The sequence below is a fragment of the Modestobacter marinus genome, assembly GCF_011758655.1.
GTDB lineage: Bacteria > Actinomycetota > Actinomycetes > Mycobacteriales > Geodermatophilaceae > Modestobacter > Modestobacter marinus.
In genome coordinates this window covers 107,232-123,607 of record NZ_JAAMPA010000003.1, presented here as the reverse complement: position 1 = coordinate 123,607, position 16,376 = coordinate 107,232, and the positions used below count along the sequence as shown (strand labels likewise).

Below are 16,376 nucleotides of genomic sequence, written 5' to 3'. Positions count from 1 at the left end.
GGTGGGTCACCGAGGGTTCGCGGAACGAGGCGCCTCGCCCCGTCAGCCAGCGGGGTCGGCCCGTGCCCGTTCGGGAGCGGTCAGCTCGACCGCCGGCGGCGGTGGAAGGCCGCCGTCGGCCACGGCCGGCGGGCCAGGTGCAGGACTCCCGCAGCCAGGATCGGGTTGCCCAGCGTGTAGGTGCCCAGCGGGGTGATGCCCAGCAGGAAGGCGGCCACGCCCAGCAGGCCCAGTCGGGTGGCCGGGTCGCGGCTGAGGACGGCGGCGGCCAGTGCCGTCTCGCCCGCGGTCATGGCCGCGCCGAACACGCGGGGGGCGGGCTCGGTCAGAGCCAGTCCGAGACGCCGGTACCAGCCCCAGGGGGCCCGCCGGGCCAGCATCGGGTACTGCTCGGGCGCCTTCGCGGTGAGGATCCCGTTCCACACGAGACCCGTCAGGGCGAAGAAGATGCCCACCGCCCGCCGTCCCGCGGACGGGCGCCACAGGGTGATCGCCGTGAGCCCCGAGGAGACGGCCGCGGAGATGACGAGTTGCCGGACGTCGTCGGCCTCCGCAGGTGTCGCCTTCGTGAGGGTCTGTGCCGTTCCGTTCACCGGGTCTCCCCGTCGCAGGTGTCGGCGGGCGGTCGAACGTGTCCAGGGCGACCTGCTGCCCGCAGTCGAGGTAGATCCCGTGCTCCATGGCCCCGGAACGGCCGCGCAGCGTCTGTCGACGCCGGTCGGTCCGGCAGCCCGGCGACGGCGACGCCCCGCCGGGAGGCGCGCGGTGGCCCGCCGTCGGCCGCGGGGCGTTCAGGCGTGGACGTGGACACCGGCGGCTCCAGCGGTCGGGGTGAGTGGGCTCACGGGGACGGCGCGCAGCAGGCGGACGAGCAGTCGGGCGCCGACGGCGCCGAGGACGCCGAAGCCGGCGATCGGGCCGATGACCTGGGCAGGCGTGAAGGAGATGCCGGCGGCGACCTGGAGCGCGGTGGCCAGCGAGATCGACGGCAGCAGCAGCACGATGGTCACGAGCAGCGGCGCGGCGATCAGGTACCCGAGCGGTTGGCGGCGTCGGACCATCAGGCCGGCCAGCGCCGCAGCGGGGGTGAGGACGGCGAGGTCGAGGGAGTAGGTGACGGTCGTGGTGTAGACGTCGAGCAGCTCTGGGGCGGCGCCCGTCCGCAGGGCGGTGACCAGGGGCTGCAACCAGACGACGGCGGTCACGGCGGCCGAGGTGAGCAGGAACCAGGACAGGGTCCGGTGTGGCACGGCGGGGTCCGCGGCGGCCGCGGCCAGAGCTGCCCGGTCCACCTCGCTGAACGCGGCCACGAAGCCGAACAGCGACGCCGACAGCAGCGTGACGTAGGCCAGGTACAGCGGGTTGTACGCCACCCCCAGGGCGTAGGTGGCGTAGACGTAGAGCAGGTAGCCCAGCGAGCCGGTGAGCAGCAGCGTTCCCCGTGGGGAACCGTTGCGGTGCTGCAGCCACGCCCGCACCGTCAGCGGGATGCCGAACGCCAGGACCACCGCGTCCACGGCGGTGTTGTTCGCGGCGGTGAAGACCGTGTCGAACCGGTACAGCCCGTCCCCGGCCACCTGCACCTCCTGCCCGCGCGGCGTCGTCACCGACGTCGGAGTCCCCGACGGCCGCCACACCAGCCCGACGGTCGCGGCGGCCGCCGCCACCGCGGCCACCAGTCCGGGCAACCGGCGCAGTGCTCTGCTCACGTCCCGCTCCCCGCTGCCTCGGGAACTCCGTCGGCCCGAGCTGTGCCGCGTCCCACCGACGCCCGCGTCTGACCGCGCACGGTCACCGCCGGCGGGCCGGTCACCGCGCCCTCCCGTCGGTGCGGAGACCGAGGACGGCCATCGTGGCGACCGAGATGCCGACGACGGCGAACACCAGCTCCAGGGGCTGGAAGCCCAGCCACAGCAGCTCCGCGGCCTCGAAGGCGACCAGTCCCGTGCCGGCGGCCAGCGACAGGACCCAGGCGCCGCGGCTGCCTCGCCACTGCCAGATCCCGGTCAGCAGGCAGCCGCCGCCCACCAGGGTCGTGAGCAGCACGCCGGGCCAGCGCCAGTCGCCGAAGGGGCTGCCGGCCAGGGCTGCGGGATCGGCGTCGAGCAACGAGCCGTCCGGGGCGAGGACCAGGAGCAGCCCACCGGTGACCGCCATCGCACCGGTACCCAGCTCGAGGCCGGCCAGCGCGCGGCCCAGGCGGCTGCGCGCCCGCGCAGGGACGTGGACGTGCGCGCGTCGCTGGGCGTGGGTGGAGGTCACGGAACGACCCTGCAGCAGTTCCGGCCGGGTGGATCAGGGACCAACGTCACCGCAAGTCAGGCACAGGGGCACGGCGCCTCGGGACGGCGACCGGTGCCGGCATCCGCCCCTCCCCGACCCGGGTCCGGTGGCGGGGTGGGCACCGGCCCCCCTCGCCACCGTCGCCGTCGTGGCGTCACCGGACGGCGCCCCGGGACCGCCGCGGCACACCCACCCGCCGGCCGGAGGCCCGGTCCCGCCCGCCGTCGCCGGGGCCCGGGACCACGCGGAAGACCGGGAACCGGTCGGCCACGGTGGCGAGCTCGTCGACGGCGAGGTCTGGGCCCACGCCGAAGAAGGCACGCGCCTCCCGGGTCACGGCGGCCGAGTCGTGGCGCCGGCCGGCCCGCAGCACGTAGGAGCGGATCACCGGGGCGCGCTCGGCGAGGGGCACCTCGACCAGGGTCACGGTCCGGCGGCGACCGCGGCGGGCCAGCACGACCTGGTTGCCGGCCGCGCGGGCGTTGCGCACCCACTCCGACTCGCCGGTGAGCGACACCAGGTAGCCCTGCCCGTGGTGCCGGGCCTGCACCAGGTTGGTCCGCCGGATCACCCCGCTGCGGCGGCCGGGCACCTCGAGCGTGACCACGTAGCCGGGGCTGAGCCCCAGGGCGGTCAGGACGTGTCCCAGCCACTGCAGCCGGGCGTAGAGCCGGGGCGGCGGCCGGTACCGCCCCGCCCCGGGGTTGCCCACCGGCACGAGGACGCGGTCGCGACGCGGACGGTGATCGAGCTCCTCGCAGGCGAAGGAGCGCAGCGCCTCCGCCGTTCCGGCCGTCAGCGGGTACCCGTGCCCCGGCAGCAGCACCCGGGGTGCCAGCGCGGCCAGCGCCGCGACCGACCGCCGCGCCGCCTGCCGGTCCCAGGTGGTGTACCAGGGCGGTCCGGCGAGCCCGTGCCGGCCACCGAGCAGCCCCGACGCCGAGTCGAGGTCCACGGTCACCAGCGCGTCGCCGCTGATCAGCACGCCGTCGTCGCGGCGCAGGAACGCGACGGAGCCCGCCGTGTGCCCGGGTGCGGCGATCCACTCCCAGTCAGGCGCCCCCGGCACCACACCCGCTGGCGGGAGGGGCCGGGTGACGTCGGTGATGTCCCCGGCCGCCTCGATGCGGGACCGGGTCCTGGCCGGCAGCAGGCGCATGACCGGCAGCACGACCCAGTGGTCCAGGGGCATGTCGAACTCGGCGAGGTAGCGCCCGGCGGCCATCGGCAGCTCGTCCGGGTGGACGTACACCGGCACCCGCCACGCGCGAGCGAGGTCACCGGCCGCGCCGGAGTGGTCGGGGTGGACGTGGGTGAGCAGGATGGCGCTCGGGCGCGCGCCGGAGCCGAACAGCGACTCGGCCGCCCGCCGGATCTCGCCGGCGTCACCAGCCCACCCCGCGTCGACGAGGACCCACGACCCGCCGGAGCCGACCAGGTGGACGGTCGAGGCCGGGGTCCCGCTGCCCAGCGTGACGACGTGCACGTCGGGAGCGACCAGGACGGGCCCCCGTCGGTCGGCCGACGGGGGCCAGCGGCCCGGGCCGCGCGCCAGGTGGGTGCTGACCTCCGCCCGGACCCGGCGCGCCAGCCGGACGCCGCCGACGCGTAGCAGCGGGCTCAGGACCCGCCGGGGTCCGCCGGTGACGGCCACCCGCGTCGGCACGGTGGCGGCGAGGCTCCAGCCGCAGGTGCCGGACCCGACGATGGCGCTGAGCCCGACGGTGCCGCCCGGGCGCGGAAGCCCCCGCCGGCGTCGGCGAGGAGCACCAGCCGCCACGTCGACGTGGCGGCCCGTCACGCAGGGGCCGGTCTCGTGCCGTTCGTCGGCCCGCATCGCCTCTCCTCCGTCCGCGGTCAGGGTGCGGTCGCCGCCCACAGCTCCAGTGCGGCCGTGGGATCGGGCCGGAGCGGTCGGTCGACGACGGCGCGCAGCAGCCAGCGCAGGGTGAACTCCGGCGTGCTGATGGACGGGGCGGGCAGCGGCAGCGGCGCGCGGAGGGTGAACGGCAGCCGCAGCACCCGGCCCGGGTGGAGGTCGACGGGCCCGGCCGCCGCCACGGTGGCGACCACGGTCGTCCTGGCGCGGTCCTCCTCCAGCGGCATCTGCGGCAGGCGGGCCGGCACCTGCTCGGCGAGGACCAGCTCGACGCGCACGCCGCGCGCGCGGCCGGCCCGCCGGGGGGTCACGGTGACCGTGCCCGGGACGAGGACGCCGCCGGACAGCCGCCGGCTGGACACGCCCTCGATGCCGACGGTGGCGACGTCGGCGTCCTCGACGACGGCCGCAGTGCCGGTCACCCAGCTGCGGTCCGCGGCACGGGAGGTGACGCGCACGGCGGTGCTCGCCTCCGCGTCGCGGCCGTCGGGTGTGCGGAGCCCCGCGCGGATCGCGTAGGCCTGCTGCACGAGGTACCCCTCGACGGTCGCCTCCCCCGCCGGCACGGCCAACGTCACCCGTCGCACCAGCGGCTGCCCGGCGACCAGCGGCCCGGCCGGGCCGAGCTCGACACGGTCGAGGACGGCGGAGCGGCGGGAGCTGACCGTGGCGCCGGCGCCCATCCAGTTGCGCTCCAGGTGCGCGACCGCCCCGTGCCGGACGAGTTCGACGTGTCCCCCGCTGACCTCGCCGGGGTGGTCGGTGACGAACCGGACGGCGACCTCCAGGGACTGCCCGGCCTCCACCGTCGCCCCGGCCGTGGCCACCGCGAGTCCGGGCGCCTGCACCGACGTCATCGCGTCGTGGCTCGCCCCGGCAGCGGCCGGCGGCAGCGGTGCGATCCCACCGGTCGTGCCACCGCGCCAGGGTGACGCGTCGTCTGCCGGCGGGCGGGTGGGCTGGTCGTCCGGGTCGACGACCAGGTGGAGGACCGCGTGCTCATCTGGACCACCTCCTGGAGCTCGTCTCCAGGCTGCTGAGCGTCCCGAGGGCCCGGCAGGGGCGCCGGTCCCGCGGCGACCGGACGGTCCGTCCTGGCAGCCCGGGACCTCCGACCCTCCTGGTCACCGGGCGACACGGCCGGATGCCTCCGTCTCAGGTGAGCCGGTGGGCGACGACCGCGGCCAGCGTGCCCAGCGTGTTCGTCGCCAGGTGGAGCAGCGCCGGGGCCAGCAGGCTGCCGCTGCGCAGCCGCAGCCACGTGAAGAGCAGGCCGGCGACCGCGGTGCCCGCGCACACCAGGGCGACCGCCACGGCCGTCGCGAGCGGCCCGTCGGCCAGGCCGTTGGCATCCAGGCCGCTCATCGTGGGCCGGACGTGCCACAGCCCGAAGACGACGGCCGCGACGACGCTGGCGGCCCGCACGGACAGGACCCGGGTCAGGACCGCCAGCAGGACGCCGCGGAAGGCGACCTCCTCCCAGAGCACGGTCCCCAGCGGGATGCGCACGAGCACGTCCCCGGCGATCTCGGCCGCCTGCAGGTCGGCGACGCGGGCGTCGGCGAGCAGCGGCCTGGTGGCCGGGAGGGCGAAAGCAGCCGCGTAGCCGGCGGCGACGAGGACGAAGGCGGCGCCGCCCCAGCGCAGGCCCGCAGGTGCGTCGCGACGGGCCAGCCCGAGGTCGGCCCACGAGGAGCCGGTCGCGCGCGCGGCGGCCACCAGCACCCCGGCCGCGGCGACGTTCCCCCCGACGCGCCCGGCCGTCCCGCCGGGCACCAGCGTGATGAGGACGTTGTTCCACAGCAGCAGCACCAGGACCAGCACGGTGGCGAACGGCAGGCGCCCCCACCACGTCACGGACCACCGGCGGACATCGGCGCCCATCGTCACGACCGGCGCCCTAGCCGCCGAGGAGCCTGGCCTTCTGCCGGCCGAACTCCTCGTCGTCGAGCAAACCGGCCTGCTTCAGCTCGCCCAGCTTCATCAGCCGGGTGTACAGCTCGTCGACGTCCAGCTGCGCTCCCTGGGCGCCCGGTGCGGAGCCGGCCGCCGGCCCGGTCCGTGCGACGGCGTCCGCGACCCGGGCGTCGACGTCCTGTTGCCGCTGCCACGCCTCGACCTGGGCCTGCGCCTGCTCCGCCTCGTGTCGCTGCCGGGCCGCGGCGTCCTGCGATGCCGAGACCCGTCCCGCCACGCTGCTGGCCGTCCCGGCGATGACGGCCGTGCGTGCCGCGGTGCCGAGCAGCCCGGGACCGCGGCGGCCGCGACCGGCCCGGCCCCTCATGCCGGCACCTCGTCGGTCAGCGCCGCGCCCAGGGCACGCTCGACGTCGGCGTGCGGCAGGCGGTCGTGTGCGAGGAGGACGCCGTGCATCCCGGCGACCTGCTCGCCGAAGGTGGCGGCCCAGCGGTCCTCCCACACCAGGACCAGCGTCGTGGTGTCCGGCTCGAGCCCGGCGGCCACCGCCGCCATGTCGTCGTCGTTGATCAGCTCGAGGACCTCCCCGTCGACCGCCTCGAACGCGGGCCCGTCCTCGTCCTCCAGCTCGCTGACCGTGACGGCGCCGTCGACGGACGTGTGGACGACGAGCGCGTCGAGGAGCCGGACCGTGCCCGAGCGGACGAGCTCGGCCAGTGCGGGCGCGAGCGCGTCGGCCAGTCGCGGACCGGGGAAGGCGATGGCGATCCACTCGACCGGACCCATCGTCGTGGACGGTGCGGACATCGGACCCCTCGTCGTCGCAGGGCGGCTGTGGCCGGCTCCCGGGCGGGCGCGGGCACAGTGTGCTGCGGGGCGGGACGTGTGACCTCATCCGCTGCGGGTGACCCCTCGCCGTCAGTGGTCGGCACCGCACCGGCTGGTGGCATCCCCTCCGGACGGAGGACCTGCCGCACGGCCGGCCCGTGGAGGACCTCATCCCCTGCAGGGGAGGTCCCGCCGGTCGCGGGCGGCCAGGCTCGGACCGCCCCGGCCCGACCGCGGCGGGGTGCCGGGAGGTGCGATGTCGCTCCCCAGCCTGCGCCCTCCCGAGCGGGTCGGGCCGGCCGGCCGGGAACCTGACGAGCACGAGTACAGCGCCAGGTTCGCCGCCTGGGCGCTGCTCCTCACGCTCGGCCTGCTCGCCGCGGTGGTCGTCGGGGTCTGGGCGGTCGCCGGCTGGCCGGTGGCGGGACCGTGAACTCCTCGGGGGCCTCTGCCGAGGTGGTGCAGGCGCGGCGGCCGGATCGGGAGACCGCGGCGGGCTCCACCGCACGCACCGCCGGTCCGGGCACGGCCGGGGCGGCGCGGGTCGAGCGGTGGGGCGCGCTGTCCCTCCCCGGGTCCTGGGGCGCCCTGGTCCTCGCCTGCCTGTCGTTCACCCCGTCGCTGCTGCCCCGGAGCGGGGTGACGCAGGGCGTGGCGGCCGGGATCAGCGCCGCGCTCGGCTACGGCCTCGGCGTCCTCGCGGCAGCGGTCTGGCGCGGGCTGGCCGACCGGGACCGCCGCCGGCCGCGCCGCCGGTCGTGGCAGGTGTTCGCCGGTACGGCCGTCGTGCTGCTGACGGCGTCCTCCGTGCTCGGACTGCGCTGGCAGGGTGACCTCCGGGCCCTCATGGGCGTCGACGGCGAGCCGCCGTGGCGGGCGCTGCTGGCGCTCCCGGTCGGTCTGGTCGTGCTCGCCGTGCTGCTGGGCCTGGCCCGGCTGGTCCGCGGCGCTGCGCGGGCCGTTGCCCGGTGGGCGAGCCGCTGGGTCGGCGCCCGGGCGGCCCGGACCCTCGGCGGCCTGGTCGTCGCCGGTCTGCTGGTGTTCGCCGTGCTCGGATCGCCGGGAGAGGCGTTGCGCGCGAGCCTGCATGGCTCCTTCGCCCTGGCCGACGGGACGACGCCCGCCGGCGTCGAGCAGCCGACGAGCGGGCTGCGTTCGGGCGGGCCGGGATCGCTGATCGCCTGGGACACCCTCGGCCGGGAGGGCCGCATCGTCGTCGCCGGCGGCCCGTCGGCGGAGGAGATCGCCGCCTTCACCGGCACCGCCGCGGAGGAGCCGATCCGGGTCTACGCCGGCGTCGCGACCGCCGAGGACGTCGTCGACCGCGCGCAGATCGCCGTCGACGACCTGGCACGGGCCGGGGGCTTCCAGCGGGCCCGGCTGCTGGTCGCGACCACCACCGGCAGCGGCTGGCTCGACGCCGGGGCCCTGTCGGCCTTCGAGCACATCGCCGGTGGTGACTCCGCGCTGGTGTCCCTGCAGTACTCCTACGTCCCCTCCGGGATCTCCTACCTCGTCGACCAGTCCCGCGCCCGCGCGGCCGGGCGGGAGCTGTTCGACGCCGTCTACGAGCGCTGGTCCGCGCTGCCGCCGGAGACGCGGCCGCAGCTGTACGTGTTCGGTGAGAGCCTCGGCTCCTTCGGCGCCGAGGCGGCCTTCAGCGGCGAGGCGGACCTGCGCAACCGCGTCTCGGGGGCGCTGTTCGTGGGCGCGCCCAACTTCAACGCGCTGCACACGGAGTTCCGCGACCACCGCGACCCCGGCAGCCGCGAGGTGGAGCCGGTGTTCCGCGGCGGGCGGACGGTGCGCTTCAGCACCGACGTCGGCGCCGGCGCTCCCCCGGCCGGCGTCCCGTGGGACGGCGCCCGCGTGCTGTTCCTGCAGCACCCCTCGGACCCGATCGTCTGGTGGAGCCCGTCGCTGCTGTCCTCCCGGCCCGACTGGCTGGCCGAGCCCCGCGGGCGCGACGTCCTCGACGAGATGACCTGGCTGCCGCTGGTCACCTTCTGGCAGGTCACGCTGGACATGCCGTTCGCGGTCGGCGTGCCCGAGGGCCACGGGCACCGCTACACCAACGAGTCGGTGGACGCCTGGGCGCTGCTGCTGCGCCCCGCGGGCTGGACGGAGGAGCGTGCCGACGAACTGCGGGCGCTCATCCGGCGGTGAGAACCGACGCCGGGCCCGCACCCGTGCCCGTCCCGGCCGCCGTCGACCGGGAGGACGACGACGAGGTCCTGCTGCGCGCCCACGAGCCGGTGCTGCGCTTCACCGCCGGCGAGCTGTTCCTCCCGACCGGCGTCGGTCCCTACGTCGCCCGGTGCAGCCTCCGCACGAGGGGGCCGGGCGGGACGGGCACCGCGCTCGTCCCAGCGGGAGGGCTGGACCTGCAGCGGCTGGCCGACCTGGGGCGACGGCACCGCGACCAGCCGCTGTACCTGCGCTTCGTCGACCGGCCGCTGACCCGGCCAGAGGTCCGCGCGTGGCGGCGCGAGGACCGCCCGCGGCTGCGCTCCACCTCGCGCTTCGCCGCCGTCGGGGTGCTGGCCCGGCTGGTCGACGTGCTGTTCCGGGTGTCGCTGCTCCTGCGGGGGCGGGTGCCCGGCGGGGTCGTCGCCGGCGCCGAGGTCCTCACCCGCGGGTTCCCCGACGCCGGTCAGTGCCCCTGCTACGGCCGGGTCGTCCGGGAGGCGGGGTACACGATCTGCCAGTACTGGTTCTTCTACGCGTTCAACGACTGGCGCACGACCTTCCACGGGGTCAACGACCACGAAGCCGACTGGGAGACCGTTGCCGTCTACCTCGTGCCCGACCGCGGCAGGCTCCGCCCGGCCTGGGTGGCGGCGTCCTCGCACGACCACGAGGGCGCCGCGCTGCGGCGCCGGTGGGACGACCCCGGGCTGCGCAGGGAGGGTGACCACCCCGTGGTCTTCCCCGGTGCCGGGTCCCACTCCGGGGCGTTCGTCCCCGGCGACCACGTCATCTCCGTGGAGCTGCCGGCGCTGCGCCGGATGAGGAGGCGCCTGCTGCCGCGGTCACCGGACCGGGCGGGGCTCGCCATCCCGTTCATCGACCACGCGCGCGGTGACGGCGCCGCCGTCGGTCCCGGCCACGACCGGACGTGGCGGGTGGAGGTCATCGGCGACGACACCGCCTGGGTCCGGGACTTCCGGGGACTGTGGGGGCTCGACACCCGCGACCCGCTGGGCGGCGAGCGGGCCCCGGCCGGGCCACGCTACGAGCGGGAGGGCGCCGTCCGGCGGTGCTGGGCGGACCCGCTGGGCTGGGCCAGCCTCGGCGCGCTGGCCGCCACCGACGAGGAGGCGCGGGCGCTGCTCCGCGACCGGGTGGACCGGGTGAGCGGGCGGCTCCACGAGCTGGACGCCACGATCACCGCGCAGCGGACGGCGCTGCGCGGCCTGCGCGCCCAGGCGCAGACCCTCGGCGCCCGGGTCGACCTGCGCCGGCTGGAGCGCGACCGCCGTCGCGACCTCGCCCGCGGGGAGACCGAGCTGTCGGCCCTGGTCGCCGAACGGACGGAGCTGGCCGAGGAGCGCGCAGCACACACCGACGCGCTGTCCGCCCCGTCCTCGCCCGAGCCACCCGATGCACACCTCGCTGCGTCGGCCCGGCCGACGGTGCTCGACCCGCACCGCCACACGGCCTTCCTCGGCACCTGGGCGGCGGTCAGCACCCCCGTGCTCATCCTCTGGATCGGCGCGCTCCTGGTCCGGCCCACGGCCCTCACGCTGTCCGGAGCCGCCACCTTCCTGCTCGTCTTCGCCGGTGTGGAGGCCGTCGCCCGACGCCGGGTGCGGTTGCTCCTCACCGCCATGGTCGGCGTCGCGGTCTGGCTGCTGGTGGCCGCGAGCCTGGTCGTCGCGCTCCTCGCCAACTGGCGCCTGGTGCTCGCCGCGCTCCTCGTGCTCGCCGCGGTGTCGCTGCTCGTCCTCAACGTCCGCGAGCTGCTCGGCCGCCGGCCGCATCGACGCGACACCGCCACGACCGAGACCGCCGAGCTCCCCCGAGCCGCGGAGGACGTCGGCCGCACCGGCTGATCCGCTTCCCTCACCACCCGGCCCGGGCCGGCCCTCGCCGCGGGGTGGGTGTCGGGCACGGTCACAAGGGGGATGCCAGCGACCGTGCCCTTCGACTCCCTCGCCCTCACCGTCCGCCGGGTCAGCGACACGTCCTGGGAGGTGCTGGCGCCGCTGGTCTACCGCGGCGAGCGGGACACCTTCGTCGTCCCGCCCGGCTTCCGGACCGACTTCGCCTCGGTGCCCCGCGTCGTGGTGTGGCTCTTCCCACGTTCGGGCCGCTACACCCCGGCCGCCGTCCTGCACGACTGGCTGACCGACGTCGCCGTCCCCGGCGGGGTGGTCTCCGCCCGGGACGCCGACGGGGTCTTCCGGCGGGTCATGCGCGAGCTCGGGGTGCCGCCGTTGCGGCGCTGGCTGATGTGGACCGGCGTCCGCTGGGGCGCCCTCGGCAACCCGGTGCGCCTGGCCGGCTGGTGGCGGGACGCCCCGCGGGTGCTGGCCCTCTCGGTGGTGGCCGCGCCGATCGTCGTCCCGCCCGCGGCGGTGGTCGCGGTCGCCCTGGTGGTCTACCGGGCCGCCGAGTCGGTGGTCGTCTCGGTGGTCGGCGGCCGTGGCCCGGGACCCGAGCCCGACGTGTGGCGGTGAGCCGGCCCGGCGACGGGCCGGAACGCGCCGGCGGCCGCGACCCGGGATCGGGTCACGGCCGCCGGCGCAGGGCTCCTGGGGTCAGGACAGCGCGCTGCCCGCCGTCCACTGCTCCCACGGGATGGCCCAGTCGTAGATGTCGCCGTCGGCGGCGCTGAGCGTGCCGCCGATCGAGTTGACGACCTCGACGACGTCCCCGGGCTGGGAGAAGTCGTAGAACCACTGCGCGTCGTCGGTCGCCAGGTTGATGCAGCCGTGGCTCACGTTCCGCGAGCCCTGGTCGGCCACCGACCACGGGGCGGCGTGCACGAACTCGCCGTTGTTGGAGATCCGCGTCGCGTACTCGACGTCGGTGCGGTAGCCGCCGGGTGCGTCGACGGCCAGGCCGAACGTCGAGGAGTTCATGGTGATGTCGGCGAACTTCTCCAGGACGACGTGCGCGCCGTTGTGCGTCGGGTTCTCGGCGCTGCCGGCGCTCATCGGGAAGGTCTGCACCAGCTGGCCGCCGTCGTAGACGGTCAGCGTGTGCGCCGCGGCGTCGGCGACGGAGACGTGCTCCTCCCCCACGCCGAAGGAGACGGTGCGGTCCTTCTGGCCCCAGACGCCGTCGCCGAAGTCGACCCCGTACAGGTCGGCCTCCAGGGTCACCTCACTGCCGGCCGGCCAGTAGCCGGAGGGGCGGAAGTGCACCTCGTCGTCGCGCACCCAGTTCCAGACCCCGTCGGTGGGGGTGCTGCTGGTCACCAGGAGGTGGCTCTCCACGGCGGCCTGGTCGGCGACCGGCTCGTCGAAGAACACCCGGATCGGCATGCCGACCCCCACGGTGGTGCCGTCGAGCGGGCCGATGCCCGGGGTGGAGAGCGTCGCCGGCGCCACCGTGCTGAAGGTGGAGGTGGCGGTCGTCTCGTCCGCGGAGGCGTTGGCGGCCGTCGCGGTGACCGTGTAGCTGGTGTCGTAGTCCAGCTCGACGTCCGGCGTCCAGGCGAGGGTCGACGAGGCGCCCGGGACGGGTTGCAGGCTGCCCGTCACCTCGGTGCCGGCGGCGTCGGCGACGGTGACCTCGTCCAGCTCGCCACCGGCGACCGTGACCTCCAGCGCCGCGGTCGGGGAGACGTCGACGGCGCCGTCGGCCAGGCTCAGCGTCACCTCGGCGGGCGCCGCGGTGGGCGTCCCGGCCGCGTCGTCCGGGGGGACCTCGGACGACGACCCCGAGCAGCCCGCCAGCACGGCGAGCATCGCGGCGATGAGCACTGCGGCGATCCGTCTCGCCTGCTGCGGACCCACGAAGACCTGCCCCCACTCCCGGTGCGCGCCGGCCGGGGCTCTCCCGGCGGGCGTCGTGCACCGTCTCCCAGTGTCCACGCCGTGGCTGACAACTCGTTGTGTGCCACAACATGTGACGCGGATGACCCGCCCCCACTGCACGGCGGAGCCTGGTCGGCGTGTAGAGTCCTCTCCTGTTGCCCGACCACGTCGAGCGACACGCGCCATTAGCTCAATTGGCAGAGCAGCTGACTCTTAATCAGCGGGTTCGGGGTTCGAGTCCCTGATGGCGCACCACGATCGGCCAACGGCTCCGTCCCCCCGGGACGGGGCCGTTTCGTCGTTCTCGAGCGTCGCCGGGCGCACTATGCGCATCCGGTGTCGCCGCGGTCACCCGCGGGCGCACCATGCGCTCTGCCGAGTCGGCCGCAGACCGCCCGACGCCCTCGAGGAGATCGCTCCACGTGTTGATCGTGAGGCGCACCGACGAGTGCTCCGTGCGCTCGGCGACGACGGCGATGTCGGCACCGCCAGCGAGCATCTGGGGCGCCGCTCCGTGGCGCAGGTCATGGAGTCGCACCGGCGGCGGGCACCGGGTCGTCCGGGCGGCTCACCCCTTGAGCAGGCGGTCGAGCTTGATGGCCTGCTTGAAACTGCCCGTGAGCTTCATCCGCCCGGTCGCCATGCCGGCCATCGGGTGCAGCTCACCGAAGACCAGTTTGGCGAAGTCCTCCCGGGACAGCCTGACCTCGAAGTCGGGGGTCAGGCCGTGAGCGGCCGGGTCGTCGTCGACATAGCCGAGACCAGCGGCGCTGCTGCCGTCCAGCGTCGCTTCGCCGCCGTCGGTGAAGTGGAACGCGTAGACAGCGCCCACCTCTCCCAGGGTGCTCGAAGTGAGGATGGACCGGAGCCGGTCCACGGCGGCCGGGTAGGTGACGGGCTGTGCAGCGGGAGCGTTCATGACGGGTTCCTCTCGGTGGTCGTGCTGGTCCCAGGAGCGGCTGCTCGAGGGCTGTCTCGGGCGGGCCGGGTCACGCGTGGCTGGCGTGCACGAGCTCGTAGAAGCGGAAGTCGGGGCTGGCGATCTCGACGGTCTCGGCGAGGTTCTCGTCCATGTCCGCCATGGCGCTGATGGCCTGGATGCAGTGCTCAGCGGTGTCCCACAGCGAATAGTTGACGGCACGCTCCCCGTCGGTACTGCGGTGGAAGTTGGCTGAGCGGTACCCAGACGTGTTCTGCGACTGGATCTGGTTGTTGGCGATGACGAGCTCCAGCAGCCGGGCCTGGGTGGGCGGCTGGGTGGTGATCTCGTTGATGAAGATCGCGCCGGTGTACGACGGCGAGATCACGCTCACCCCCTCGGGGCTCCGGTCATCGGCGTAGACGACGGAGTACAGCCGCGGCCGTGGGTGGTTGACGGTCAGGGCCCGGACCCGCTCCACGAGCTCGGGAACGGGGTCGACCCGCTCGGCCGCCTGGAGGCCCTGCTCGTCGGACCACTGGCCGTAGCTGACGATCCGGCTGCCGTCCAGTGACCGCAGCACGTTGAGGGAGACGTTCCCGGGGGTGCCGGCCATGTGCTGGGCGGCTGTGACCATGACGTCGACGAGGCGGGCCTGGTCTTCCTCTTCCACGTGGAGGAAGTTGATGGCGGTCAGGGGATCGGCGCCCGGCCGGATGATCGTGCTGGGGACAGCGATGCGTGCCGTGCTCATGGTGGATCTCCTCGTTCGTGGGTGTTCTCGGATGTGGTGCGACTGGTGGCGGCGGGGTATATGACCGCAAGGCGGCGATGTGCACGGACGGGTGCCGGCGCATTGCTGCGGTGCACCGAGACCCGGGCCGACGATGACGAGCAGGACCGTGAGGGGTCCGGCGATGGCCGCGCGGTTGGAGCAGGCGACGTCGAGCAGGGCAGTGACCGCGGCACCAGGCGGCAGACACTGGCCCACTGCGCGCCACGGCTGGGGCCGCAACTCCGGTGCGGACGTCGCACCGAACCCGACGTTGCCGAGGAGCAGCGGGACGAGGACCAGGCCCACCGTGCCGAGCAGGGCTTCCCGGCCCATCCCGAGGGCAACGACCGCCGGGACCACGAGCTCCGCGACGGCGACCAGTCCCACCCACGGTTCGGGCAGCAGTCCGAGTCCGGTCTCCACCGCCGCGGCGGCGGCGGCGCATGAGGTCTGTCCCCAGGAGCCGATGTGTGTGCGCAGCTGTCTGCGTCGGCGCGACCCCGATCAGGGGTGGGTGGTGTCCGCTCATCTCTGGCCCTTCATCCAAAACGGATGTCCGTCCGCTTAGAGCATGGCTGCCCGCTGTCAGCCTGTAAAGACGGACATCCGTTCTTTTTGGTACCGTCGCGGCATGCCGCGAGTGAGCGCCCAACACCTGGCCGACCGGCGCCTGCAGATCGTGGCGGCCGCCGTCAGGTGCTTCGCCCGGGCAGGCGTCCATGGCACGACGATGCAAGACGTCTTCGCAGAGGCGGGTCTGTCCCCTGGTGGGGTCTACCGGTACTTCAAGAGCAAGGACGACCTGATCGTCGCGATCGCCGAGGGCGTCTCCCGGCAGCTGGATGCACTCCTGGGCGAGCCTGAACCGGACGTGCAGCCCGATGTCCGCACCGGGGGCATCGGTGACGAGGTCCGTCGGATCGTCGCGGCGTTCGACTCGGTGGAGACTGACGAAGACCACCGGCGGGTGGCCGTGGCCATCTGGAACGAGAGCCTCCACAACCCCGGCGTAGCCGGGGTCGTGGCTGACATCGTGGAGCGGGTGACCTGCTCGCTGGCCTCCAGACTGGCCCACATGCAGGACGACGGGCGGTGGCGCGACGACGTCGACGCACACGCCGCCGCTCAGGTCATCGTCGCGCTGCTGCCCGGCTACGCGCTGCAACGGATCTGGTTCCCGAACCTCGACCCACAGTCCTTCATCAGCGCCGCAACGACCCTGCTCTCCCCGACGGAGTCACAGGCCCCGAGGCGGCGGCCTCCTGGATGACTGATCCCCAGGGGCCAGTGGCCGTACGGGATCAGCGATCGTGGGGTCGGTGCGCCGATGCGGTCGTTGTGCCGGATGGCGGCTCTGGGCCAGGACCCGTGGGGGGACGCGGACCCAGATCCCGGTCGGGGTGCGTCCGCCGTGGTGTTCGAGCCGGAGTGGCCTCGTGAGGTGTCGTTGACCGACTCGCTCACCTGCCGCAGCGGCTTGACCAGCCGTGCTCCGGGGCGGCCGGCCGCAGCAAGGTGACGCCGCGGTCGTTGGGCGTCTCTCGACCTGCCGGCCGTAGTGGTGCAGGTCGGCGATCCCGGGCCGGTGCCCCTCGTCGACCTCGGCCTGGAAGACCCAGTTGCGCAGCGTCTCGGCCTTGATGCCCAGCTGCTCGGTGATCCGCTGTGACGCCCGGCCCGAGTGGTCGGGTCACGCCGCTCGTCGACCGCCAGCCGGATCTCAGTCGCCGTCGACCTCCGGCAGGGGCTCACTCTGACTCACGCTCAGCGGGTTCGGGGATCGAGTCC

At 75.0% G+C, this 16,376-nt stretch carries 16 protein-coding genes, 1 tRNA gene and 1 pseudogene; 6 read left to right on the top strand and 12 right to left on the bottom strand.

The features are described from left to right. Positions 1-80 precede the first annotated feature (80 nt). From FB380_RS21530 to FB380_RS21495, 8 genes are all read right to left on the bottom strand, one after another. Entirely contained in the window at positions 81-593 is a 513-nt protein-coding gene (locus FB380_RS21530; RefSeq protein ID WP_166757411.1) for a hypothetical protein, read from the bottom strand. Between the two features lie 198 nt (positions 594-791). Then, positions 792-1,709: a hypothetical protein gene (locus FB380_RS21525; RefSeq protein WP_166757410.1), complete on the bottom strand. Its 918-nt coding sequence runs from the start codon at positions 1,707-1,709 to the stop codon at positions 792-794. A 100-nt stretch (positions 1,710-1,809) separates the two neighbouring features. Next, positions 1,810-2,262 carry a hypothetical protein gene (locus tag FB380_RS21520; protein ID WP_166757409.1) on the bottom strand — a complete coding sequence of 151 codons (453 nt, stop codon included), beginning with the start codon at positions 2,260-2,262 and terminating at the stop codon, positions 1,810-1,812. A 175-nt stretch (positions 2,263-2,437) separates the two neighbouring features. After that, positions 2,438-3,949 carry a nitroreductase/quinone reductase family protein gene (locus FB380_RS21515; protein WP_208383941.1) on the bottom strand — a complete coding sequence of 504 codons (1,512 nt, stop codon included), beginning with the start codon at positions 3,947-3,949 and terminating at the stop codon, positions 2,438-2,440. A 191-nt stretch (positions 3,950-4,140) separates the two neighbouring features. Continuing rightward, entirely contained in the window at positions 4,141-5,019 is an 879-nt protein-coding gene (locus tag FB380_RS21510; RefSeq protein ID WP_166757408.1) for a hypothetical protein, read from the bottom strand. Between the two features lie 298 nt (positions 5,020-5,317). Further along, positions 5,318-6,019: a CPBP family intramembrane glutamic endopeptidase gene (locus FB380_RS21505; protein ID WP_229682281.1), complete on the bottom strand. Its 702-nt coding sequence runs from the start codon at positions 6,017-6,019 to the stop codon at positions 5,318-5,320. 43 nt (positions 6,020-6,062) lie between these two features. After that, a complete protein-coding gene (locus tag FB380_RS21500; protein WP_166757406.1) occupies positions 6,063-6,446 on the bottom strand; it encodes an SHOCT domain-containing protein in 384 nt (127 codons plus the stop codon). Then, positions 6,443-6,886 carry a DUF6325 family protein gene (locus FB380_RS21495; RefSeq protein ID WP_166757405.1) on the bottom strand — a complete coding sequence of 148 codons (444 nt, stop codon included), beginning with the start codon at positions 6,884-6,886 and terminating at the stop codon, positions 6,443-6,445. Before FB380_RS21495 ends, FB380_RS21500 begins: the two co-directional genes overlap by 4 nt. A 277-nt stretch (positions 6,887-7,163) precedes the next feature. Here FB380_RS21495 and FB380_RS21490 point away from each other — a divergent pair, with 277 nt between their 5' ends. The 4 genes from FB380_RS21490 to FB380_RS21475 all read left to right on the top strand — a co-directional run bounded on the left by FB380_RS21490 (position 7,164) and on the right by FB380_RS21475 (position 11,589). Then, positions 7,164-7,340 carry a hypothetical protein gene (locus FB380_RS21490; RefSeq protein WP_166757404.1) on the top strand — a complete coding sequence of 59 codons (177 nt, stop codon included), beginning with the start codon at positions 7,164-7,166 and terminating at the stop codon, positions 7,338-7,340. Beyond that, positions 7,337-9,073 carry an alpha/beta hydrolase gene (locus FB380_RS21485; protein ID WP_208383940.1) on the top strand — a complete coding sequence of 579 codons (1,737 nt, stop codon included), beginning with the start codon at positions 7,337-7,339 and terminating at the stop codon, positions 9,071-9,073. The genes FB380_RS21490 and FB380_RS21485 overlap by 4 nt, the downstream gene beginning before the upstream one ends. Then, the gene (locus tag FB380_RS21480; protein WP_188959679.1) at positions 9,070-10,962 is read left to right on the top strand and encodes a hypothetical protein; all 1,893 of its coding nucleotides are present in this window, start codon (positions 9,070-9,072) and stop codon (positions 10,960-10,962) included. The genes FB380_RS21485 and FB380_RS21480 overlap by 4 nt, the downstream gene beginning before the upstream one ends. Positions 10,963-11,034: 72 nt before the next feature. Further along, positions 11,035-11,589: a DUF1353 domain-containing protein gene (locus FB380_RS21475; RefSeq protein WP_166757403.1), complete on the top strand. Its 555-nt coding sequence runs from the start codon at positions 11,035-11,037 to the stop codon at positions 11,587-11,589. Positions 11,590-11,670: 81 nt separating this feature from the next. Here FB380_RS21475 and FB380_RS21470 read toward each other — a convergent pair whose 3' ends face one another. Next, the gene (locus FB380_RS21470) at positions 11,671-12,873 is read right to left on the bottom strand and encodes a L,D-transpeptidase (protein WP_229682282.1); all 1,203 of its coding nucleotides are present in this window, start codon (positions 12,871-12,873) and stop codon (positions 11,671-11,673) included. 200 nt (positions 12,874-13,073) lie between these two features. On the opposite strand from FB380_RS21470, the gene FB380_RS21465 reads away from it, so the two are divergent. Continuing rightward, positions 13,074-13,149, top strand: a tRNA-Lys gene (locus tag FB380_RS21465). A gap of 313 nt (positions 13,150-13,462) precedes the next feature. Here FB380_RS21465 and FB380_RS21460 read toward each other — a convergent pair. Together FB380_RS21460 and FB380_RS21455 are read right to left on the bottom strand one after the other, a co-directional pair. After that, complete coding sequence (locus FB380_RS21460; protein ID WP_166757402.1) at positions 13,463-13,813, bottom strand: SCP2 sterol-binding domain-containing protein; 351 nt, start codon at positions 13,811-13,813, stop codon at positions 13,463-13,465. A gap of 70 nt (positions 13,814-13,883) precedes the next feature. Continuing rightward, on the bottom strand, positions 13,884-14,567 hold the full coding sequence (locus FB380_RS21455; protein ID WP_166757401.1) for an antibiotic biosynthesis monooxygenase family protein: 684 nt from the start codon (positions 14,565-14,567) through the stop codon (positions 13,884-13,886). Positions 14,568-15,159: 592 nt separating this feature from the next. Between FB380_RS21455 and FB380_RS21450 the strand changes: the two genes are divergently transcribed. Then, positions 15,160-15,858 (top strand): TetR/AcrR family transcriptional regulator, encoded by a 699-nt coding sequence (locus FB380_RS21450; RefSeq protein ID WP_166757400.1) that lies wholly within the window; start codon positions 15,160-15,162, stop codon positions 15,856-15,858. Between the two features lie 17 nt (positions 15,859-15,875). Here FB380_RS21450 and FB380_RS26255 read toward each other — a convergent pair. Further along, positions 15,876-16,164, bottom strand: a pseudogene (locus tag FB380_RS26255) (IS982 family transposase); the annotation flags it as partial. Positions 16,165-16,376 lie beyond the last annotated feature (212 nt).